This window comes from Nocardioides convexus (assembly GCF_011090295.1).
Window position 1 is genome coordinate 38649 of the sequence record NZ_JAAMYA010000002.1, and the last position, 7555, is coordinate 46203.

The window sequence follows — 7555 nt, forward strand, 5'->3', positions numbered from 1 at the left end:
CGCGACCCGTCAGGGGGATCTAGGAGGCGCCGTCAGCCGGCGATGTTGGAGCAGTCCGCGGTCGTGGTGCGCAGCACCACGGTCCACGTCTCGCTCGAGGTGCTGTAGGCCAAGCCGACGCCGGCGTACGTCGACGACGGCTCCAGGAGGATCGGCCGGTGGTTGGGCGATCCCATCCACCAGGTCACGACGCGGGCTGCGATCTCAGCCGGCGTTCCTTCGGAGCCCCAGTGGATCGCCTCGGACGTCCCTGGCGGGAACCCGTCGAGGGGGTCGCTGCAGCGCAGGCTCGCGAGGTCTGCGTCGTAGCCTGTCGCGGGGTCCGTGTCGTGCTCGTACGGGCCGTCCTTGGTGTGCTCGGCCCACTGGTCGGCCAGCGGCTGCGCGGCCGCGAGGGTTCGCAACGCACTCAGGCCCGCCGAGGTGCGCTCGGCGTTGACGCGGGCGAGCACGGCCGAGCGAATCGCGGTCCGGTCAGGCTCGCGCGGCCAGAAGGGCCGCCAGCCGCGCCCGTGCGGCCGCAGGTGCCGCCGCGTTCGTGGCCAACACGCCGCGGGCGTGAGCGAGGTAGATCGCTCGCTTCACGGCGAGGTTCCTCGCCGCACGCAGTGCCGCCAGCCGACGAGGCCGCACCACGGCGCCGGTTGTGGTGAAGGACGCCGGCGACCGCCGCACCGAGATCGTCGTCGACGTCGTCGACGGCGAGCCTGACCCCGTTGGTGCACGGGTCGAGCCGGCCCGTCACCGCGTAGACTCGAAGCCGTCGTGCTGGTGAGACGGAGCGCAGCCCGGCCTCGCCACGCCCGAGGCCGCAGCCGCTTCGCGCTGCGCTGGGAGGCCAGCACCCTGCGCGACGTGGTCGACGCCACCCGCGACACACGTGTGACGGTGGACGTCGGAGTGCAGGCTCGTCGTCGACGCTGTCGAGCTCGCGGCTGCGACCGGCCGGGGCACGGCCAGGAGAAGCAAACCGATGATTCCGGCCAGTGCGACCGCGTGGGCCGCGGCCGACAAGGCCGAGCGCCGTGACGGTCGACCTGACGTGGAGCGGTGGTTTGTTGGCAAGATGGTCTCCGTCCCTTTGCGGGATGAAGCCCGTTGTCCGAGATCTCGCCGGCAAGCAGATGAGACTCGGGCAACGGGCGTTTTGGTCTGTGGCGACCGCGCGTCGCGACGTCGCTCCCTACGCGCGGTCCGAGCCTTCCTCCGATGACACTGGTGACCCTCGACGTCGACGGCTGGTTGTCCAGCGGGCCTGATGCTACCTTGAAGACTGCATTATTTGCAGTCTTCGCGGAACCTGATCTGATGACGTGCGTCGCACCGGGCAAGATGTACCCCGTGCGACGCGCCTCCCGAACACCTATGCACCCGGAGGTGCGCGCGCTCGTGGAAGTGCTCGGCAACGTCGTAGCCACCAAGCTTGCTGCGCCTGGCGGCCATCAAGCCGAGGACCATTCCCGAGTTGGCCACCGAGGTCGACGCCGCTCCCACCACGGTGCTTCGCAACCTCACCCGGCTCGAAGCCGCCGGCCTCATCGAGGCCGACACGCCGCCCGGTGAGCGCGTGGGAGTCGTGGTGACCTGGTCGACCAACAAGCGGGCCGTGCTGGACGCGGCCAAGCACTGGGGCGCCTACATGACCGGCGCACCGCTCGACCGCGAGGAAGTAACCGACGCCTGAGGCGCGCCCCGAGTAGCCATACTCGTGTTGTCCGATAAGTTTTCTTATGACACTTCGCGGAGGGCTCGGCGTCGCTCGCACGGCCCCGCGCAGGGTCTCCCGGGAGCACTCCGTGCGGCGCTGAAACCTGCTCGCACTCGAGCAGGTGCCCAGCCTGGTTGCGCCTCATGTCGAGCCCCCCGAGAAGTCGCCGGCTTAGTCGCTACCGGTGTTGCCAGCGATCCTATACAACCTGACATGGCTAGACATGTCGGCCCGGCTCCGCAATAACCAGATGCGGCGACACGTCGTCGGCCTCGCCGCGCAGCGCTTCCCACTCGCGGACCCGGTCGCGGAGTTCGGCGAGCATGTCCTCATCGCCGATGGCGCGCAGAAAGGCCGCCGCGGCGTCGGCGGCCGCGACTGCTGCTGCCTGACGCGGATCCCGCGGTCCCTCGCCGAACGACTCCTCGAGCAGTTCGTCCAAGTCGGCCCGCAGGACCGAGGCCACTCGCTCGACGACAGGCTGGCCGTGTGCCGCGATCGCCCGTTTCGAGGCGGCTCAGGTGAGGCGCTGAGATCCCCGTGAGCGCAGCGAGCCTGTCGCAACGTCAGCCCCGCAGGCTTTGCCGACGGATACGGAGCCTGTCGCCCCAGGCTCCCTCGGGTCCAGGGCGCCCCAGGCTTTCGACGTGATCCAGCCTCATTGCGTGCCTCCGCTCGGGAGCATCGAGAAGGCCACGAGGTACAGCGTCGTGAGCGCCCACAACACCGTCAGGACGATCGCGCCGATCCCGACGAGCCCCCGGCAGAGCAGCAGGGCCAGGCTCCCGGCCCGAGGTGTCCTGTCCCGCCCCAGGCAACGCATGCCAGCGGACGTGACCGATCGCGACCAACCCGGCCCAGGCCGCCGCAGTCCCGATCGTCACCACAACCCACACAAACCCGGTCACTGCCGGCCCTCCCGCTTGCGCTGCGCGGCGGCCCACGACTCGATGCGCGAAAGCACGCGCGCTAGTGCGTCGTGCCACTGCGTCGCCTCGAAGCCCGGCTGGCGGGGCAGCCCGGTCTCCGGGTCGTAGGCGAGGAGCCAGGCCCGGCGCAGCGCGTCCAGACTCGTCCGGTACGCCGGCGATCTCCCGCCACTTCGCCGGAAGCGCGTCACCGAGGCCGTAGCGACCGTCCAGCCACTCGGTCCAGGTCACCAGTTCCTCTGACGGCTCGGCCTTCGCCGGGGGTACGCCCGCCGCGCCGGATCCCGCATCGCCGGCCAGCCCCGTCGGGGCTTGCTGCTCCCGGCCCTCGAGGCGTTCGACGCGGGAGGCAATGTGCTCGACGCTGTTGCTGATGCTTTCGAGCGTGTCCATCACGACGCCGAGCGCATCGCCGTCCTGGTCGGTCCCGTCCGGCTCGCCCAGCGTGCCGGGCGGCGTCGCGGTGGGCTCGTCGGGCGTCTCGGTTGTCACCGGCCGCTCGCTTTCGCAGAACGTCGAATACGGCGCCGGTTGTCCGGCGCTGGCGCCGGAGCGAAGGCTGCGTCGTAGGACGCAGCGGTTGCCTGGTCGACCAGGGCCCGGAACTCGTCGTCCTCGTACCACGCCACGGTGTCGAGGCGCAGCGGCTTGACGTTGCTGACCACGCACAGCGCCTTGCCCTGGGCGAGACTCGCGGATGTAGTGCGGCGGCGCCAACGGGGCGTCGAAGTGCTGCGTCGACCGCGACCGGGATCCGTTGGACTCGGTCACGTTCTCCCGGTGGAAGGTGGCCGGCCCGATCAGGTCCGACATCGTCTGCAGGGTGCGGTTGTCGGAGATGCCCGGCAGCATCAGGCTTGGCGGTGTGGTTTGCCAGAACAGTTCGAGAGGTCGCGTCGCCGTAGATCGTCACGACTTGGCCCTCGTCCTGCCAGATGCTCACCAGCCTGGATGCCCTGACCGCGGCCGGCCGACGCGATGGTCGGCAGCCGGCGCAGCGGGGCGCCGTTCGCGGCCTCATCGAGCATCAGCAGCAGTCGCGGTGAAATCGGCACACCGCCGAGTGACGCCGACCGTTCCTCGACCGCCCGGACCACCGAGTTGACCAGGGACTCGAAGATCGGTCGGAACAGCCTCCTGGTCCTGCGCCGGTGCCACCACGTAGAGCGTGCCGCCGGAGTCGAGAAGGTCCCTGGCGCGGAACACGTCTCCGTTGCCGGTCGACCGGAGGGCATCTCGCACGAGCGGCTGGGTGAACACGTGCAGGATCCGTTGGGCGGTGACGAACACCGACTGCTTCGTCCGGCCCTCGGTCTCACAGATCGAGTTCCAGTGCGCCAGCGCCTCTCGGTTGCCCAGCTCGTCGAGGATCTTCGTGACGGCCTTCTCGTCGCGCATCAGGATCCACTGAGCAACCGCTTCCATCTCGCGGCCCGTGTTCGACGCGGCGAACAGCAGCGGTGCGATCAGCCTGCTCCCCCAGCGTCGCCCAGAGCCTGCTGATCGTTGGAGGTGACCTTTTCGACCTGCGATGAGTCGCCGATCTGAGCGGCCGATTTCAGCGCTCCGGGGTAGGTTCGTGAATCCTCCAGGATGGGCCACTGGCAGGTCGGGAACGGTGTCGCTCCGGTGGGGTCGAACACCCACACCGGCCCCTCCTTGCGTCGCTGCGCGATCGTCAGGGCCGTCGCGTCGGCCTTGACCGATGTCACCACCGCTGCGCCCTTCCAGCGCAGGACCGTCGGGACGACGTACCGCGCCGTCTTGCCCATCCCCGTCGGTGCGATCACCATCACCGACCCCAGGGGAGGCATCGCCACGAGTTCGGTCGTCGAGGCGACCAAGCACCGCCCGATCGGTGAGGCGTTCGTGGACGATCAACTTGGCGACGTCCTTCGGGCGCGCCCACCGCTTGGAGAAGTGTCGCTGGCGTTCGATGTCGTCGCCCTGCCCGTCGCCTGACACCTGGCTTCGGCCATAGACGATGAGTACCAGGACTCCGATCACTACTGCCGCGACGAGCGCAGCCGTCATCGACGCGGTCACCGGTCCGCCTCCTCGAGCGTGAAACTCGTCCTCCTCGAGCAACACAGTGCCCTCCGACGCACTCACGCCATCAGGCGGGCCGCCGTCCGCGGCCGGCGTTCCCAGGCTTCGCGCGGCCAACCATCGCGGCGTCGGAGTCGGTCAGATCTCGCTCCAGGCTGGAACGCACGTGCCGCACCAGCCGCGGCGGCTCCGAGCCGATCCGCATGATCTGGACACCCTGCTCGAGGTCGCGCAGCGTCTCCGCGATGCTCGCGGGGAACCCGTACTGCTCGATCACCGCCCGGATGTCGTCGGTCTTGTCCTGCCGGTAGACGTGCACGATGCCGGCCTCCTTGACGAGCGAGATCGCGTCGGTGTGCGACGGGATGTCGCTGAGGTGGTGGATGACGATGACGAAGCAAAGGCCGATGCCGCGAGCGCGCTTCACCAGGGACTTGAGCATCCCGGCGACCGTGACGCTTCCAGCGCCGTCGAGGGAGTTGGTGTGGTAGCCCTCCTCCAGCAGGATGACCCGCTGGCGCGACCCCCGTGCCGACCAGACGCTCGAGAGGAACGAGCACACGAGCATCATCACCAGCGACAGGGCTGGCGAGTTCTCGGGCAGGCTCGCTGGTGTCGAAGACGAGCATCGGGGCGTCCCAGTTGATGTCCTGGGAGGTGTCGGCGTCGACGAGCCCGGAGAGGTCGCCCTGCACGAACCGTTGCAGGTCGAGGGCGAGGTCGAGACCCCACATGACCATGTCGTTGCTGTCGACGGTCTCGCGCGTCTTCAGGCTCGGGTGCGGGATCGCGGAGTCGCTGGGGTCGAACAGCGCTTCGATGACGTCGTGCAGGTTGGCGTAGCGGCCCTCTGTCTTCGCCTTCGCGATCGCCGTTCGGTGCGCCGCCGCGAGCGCGGCGCGCTCCTTGGAGGTGAGCTTTGCCGTGCGCGTACTCGGCCGCGAGCACGAGGAGTCTCGTCCTGGCCGACGACGCCCTCCTCGGCGATGCTGCTGAGCGAGAGTCGCGGGTCCAGGAGGTTGATGGATCGGCCACCCTGACGCGCGAAGCGGATCACTTCGCCGCCGACCGCCTCAGCCTGCCTCGAAGTACTCGCCGCGGCCCTCGCGGCCGTCGGCCTGCTGCTTCTTGCGGTCGAACGCCGCGACCTGCTTGCCCATCGCAGCCTGGCGATTGCCGTACTGCGTCATCGTGAAGGACGTCTTGCCCGAGCCGATCGCGCCCATCACGACAACGGCCGCGCTCGTGATCCTCTTCTGGTCGTAGAGGATGTGCGGGTCAGGCTGAGACCGCGTTGTTCGTCAGCACGTCGATGCCGACCGGTGGGCCGGCGAGCGGTGGGTGCGTCGTGACCAGCGCCGGGTTCAGGACCTCGGCTTGCCTCGTGGAGGTGAAGATCGTCGGCTCATGGATCCGGTGCCAGCCCAGGAGCCGGCGCAGTGCCGACGGCTGCGCGCCGACGTGCCGCACCGTCAGCGCCGACGGCCCGCCCTGCAGGACCGCCTTCGTGGCCAGGCCGGCGTCACCGATCAGCGGTCCGGAGCCCGACAGCGGTCCTCGCTCCGCTGCTCGCTGCTGCTCCGCCACCCGTGCCCGACGGCGTCGGACGCTAGGGGGCACGACGATCTTGTAGGCGACACCGCCGACCGTCGCCAGGACGCCGTCGGTCGACCCGCCGACGGAGGCCTGCGTGCCCGCCTTGCGCCGCTTCCCCGCCGCCTCCGGGCGCTGTCCGCTGGACTTGGGCGTCGTGCTCACAGCCCCTTCACCCCTCGGCCCAGGGGCAGGACGGTGAACATGGCCAGATCGTGCGCCTTGTCGTACCAGCGCAGCCTCTGGATCTCCATCTCATCGGCCGCACCCTCGACGACACTGCGCGCGTCCTCGAGCTCCTGGGGCGACCCCGCCGAGACGAGCACCCGGACCGCCGGCAGGCAGCCGGCTGCAGCCGACCGGAGATCGCTCAGGACCCGCTCGGCCGCGCTGGCCTGCTCCTCGGTCTCCCCGGTCGAGACCTGACCACGCTTTGCCTGCCCGTGCAGCGACGCCGAGTCCAAGGTGAGCGCGACGGCCGCCCGCTCACGGGCGACCGATCGCGGCAGCAGCCTGGTGCTGCGCGCGGACCGTGCGGATCACCGCACGGTCGGTGTCCGTGACGAGCCCTTCGAGCCACCGCGAGTGCACTCCTCGCAGCGGCCAACCATCCATCGGGATGCTCGCCACCGCGTGGAACCACTGCCCCGCTGGGCCGGCCTCCACCTTCAGCGAACGGCCGTCGGGCCCGTAGTCGTAGCCGAAGAAGGCGAAGGCGTCCGCCATGGTCTCCAGCCCCTCGACGTCGTCGATGGCGTAGGCTCGGCACGTACAGGTGTCGGATGTAGGCGCCGAGGCGTCGGGCGCTGAGGACGTCGCGTACGTCGTAGCCGGCGCGCATGAGCCGTTCGGCGATCTGCCGCAGCGCCTCGGTGCCGGCGTCGACCACGCCGGCGAGGTCGTCGCGGCCGTAGGCCTTCTTGTGCACCTCCGGCAGCGGCATCCGCACGGTCACGAAGGACCGGTAGGCTCTCCGAGTCTGCGTGCCCCGACCTCCGCCAGGCTCCTCCATCGACTCGCGCAGTGCGGGGGCGATGTCGTCGGCCAGCAGCCCTCGCACGTGGTCGTGATACTCCCCGGGGTCTGTGGCCAGCACCCGGGTGTCGATGTCGAGTCTGGTCGACGGGCAGCCGCGGGGATGCGGCTGCCCTGGTGATCCGGCCGAACCGGACGCCCTGGTCGTTGATCTCGTGGGTGGCTCGGATGCCGTCGCCTCCCCCGATCACCTCCAAGACGCCGGTGAAGTGGCCATGAGCGAAGCCCTTGCGCGGATCCG

15 protein-coding genes are annotated in these 7555 nt (G+C 69.8%); 1 reads left to right on the forward strand and 14 read right to left on the reverse strand.

The window, feature by feature from the left end; translation table 11 throughout:
- Positions 1-32 precede the first annotated feature (32 nt).
- Both G5V59_RS35270 and G5V59_RS35275 read right to left on the reverse strand, forming a co-directional pair.
- Complete coding sequence (locus tag G5V59_RS35270) at positions 33-452, reverse strand: CAP domain-containing protein (protein WP_278260431.1); 420 nt, start codon at positions 450-452, stop codon at positions 33-35.
- A gap of 129 nt (positions 453-581) precedes the next feature.
- Positions 582-845, reverse strand: a complete 264-nt coding sequence (locus G5V59_RS35275; protein ID WP_278260432.1) for a hypothetical protein — start codon at positions 843-845, stop codon at positions 582-584.
- A 578-nt stretch (positions 846-1423) separates the two neighbouring features.
- Between G5V59_RS35275 and G5V59_RS35280 the strand changes: the two genes are divergently transcribed.
- Positions 1424-1684, forward strand: coding sequence for a winged helix-turn-helix domain-containing protein (locus G5V59_RS35280; RefSeq protein ID WP_278260433.1), 261 nt, complete (start codon positions 1424-1426; stop codon positions 1682-1684).
- Positions 1685-1925: 241 nt separating this feature from the next.
- Here the strand turns inward: G5V59_RS35280 and G5V59_RS35285 are convergent, their stop codons facing one another.
- The 12 genes from G5V59_RS35285 to G5V59_RS35345 all read right to left on the reverse strand — a co-directional run.
- A complete protein-coding gene (locus G5V59_RS35285) occupies positions 1926-2150 on the reverse strand; it encodes a hypothetical protein (protein WP_278260434.1) in 225 nt (74 codons plus the stop codon).
- A 462-nt stretch (positions 2151-2612) separates the two neighbouring features.
- Positions 2613-2828: a hypothetical protein gene (locus tag G5V59_RS35290; RefSeq protein ID WP_278260435.1), complete on the reverse strand. Its 216-nt coding sequence runs from the start codon at positions 2826-2828 to the stop codon at positions 2613-2615.
- 297 nt (positions 2829-3125) lie between these two features.
- On the reverse strand, positions 3126-3302 hold the full coding sequence (locus tag G5V59_RS35295) for a hypothetical protein (protein WP_278260436.1): 177 nt from the start codon (positions 3300-3302) through the stop codon (positions 3126-3128).
- A gap of 352 nt (positions 3303-3654) precedes the next feature.
- Positions 3655-4035 (reverse strand): hypothetical protein, encoded by a 381-nt coding sequence (locus G5V59_RS35300; protein WP_278260437.1) that lies wholly within the window; start codon positions 4033-4035, stop codon positions 3655-3657.
- Between the two features lie 68 nt (positions 4036-4103).
- Positions 4104-4451, reverse strand: a complete 348-nt coding sequence (locus G5V59_RS35305; RefSeq protein ID WP_341351376.1) for a type IV secretory system conjugative DNA transfer family protein — start codon at positions 4449-4451, stop codon at positions 4104-4106.
- 302 nt (positions 4452-4753) lie between these two features.
- Positions 4754-5260 carry a hypothetical protein gene (locus tag G5V59_RS35315; RefSeq protein ID WP_278260440.1) on the reverse strand — a complete coding sequence of 169 codons (507 nt, stop codon included), beginning with the start codon at positions 5258-5260 and terminating at the stop codon, positions 4754-4756.
- A complete protein-coding gene (locus G5V59_RS35320) occupies positions 5257-5634 on the reverse strand; it encodes a hypothetical protein (RefSeq protein ID WP_278260441.1) in 378 nt (125 codons plus the stop codon). The genes G5V59_RS35315 and G5V59_RS35320 overlap by 4 nt, the downstream gene beginning before the upstream one ends.
- Positions 5635-5759: 125 nt before the next feature.
- Entirely contained in the window at positions 5760-5912 is a 153-nt protein-coding gene (locus G5V59_RS35325; protein ID WP_278260442.1) for a hypothetical protein, read from the reverse strand.
- 52 nt (positions 5913-5964) lie between these two features.
- Complete coding sequence (locus G5V59_RS35330) at positions 5965-6444, reverse strand: hypothetical protein (RefSeq protein WP_278260443.1); 480 nt, start codon at positions 6442-6444, stop codon at positions 5965-5967.
- A complete protein-coding gene (locus G5V59_RS35335) occupies positions 6441-6743 on the reverse strand; it encodes a hypothetical protein (RefSeq protein WP_278260444.1) in 303 nt (100 codons plus the stop codon). Before G5V59_RS35335 ends, G5V59_RS35330 begins: the two co-directional genes overlap by 4 nt.
- A gap of 22 nt (positions 6744-6765) precedes the next feature.
- Positions 6766-6945 (reverse strand): hypothetical protein, encoded by a 180-nt coding sequence (locus G5V59_RS35340; protein WP_278260445.1) that lies wholly within the window; start codon positions 6943-6945, stop codon positions 6766-6768.
- 2 nt (positions 6946-6947) lie between these two features.
- The coding region (locus tag G5V59_RS35345) for a hypothetical protein (protein ID WP_278260446.1) at positions 6948-7555 on the reverse strand (608 nt) is incomplete at its 5' end.

What these genes read in the sequence shown, in the direction of transcription:
- G5V59_RS35300 (WP_278260437.1), bottom strand. Translation starts at nt 4,035, where the DNA reads ATGCGCGACGAGAAGGCCGTCACGAAGATCCTCGACGAGCTGGGCAAC.
- G5V59_RS35305 (WP_341351376.1), bottom strand. Translation starts at nt 4,451, where the DNA reads ATGCCTCCCCTGGGGTCGGTGATGGTGATCGCACCGACGGGGATGGGC.
- G5V59_RS35325 (WP_278260442.1), bottom strand. Translation starts at nt 5,912, where the DNA reads ATGGGCGCGATCGGCTCGGGCAAGACGTCCTTCACGATGACGCAGTAC.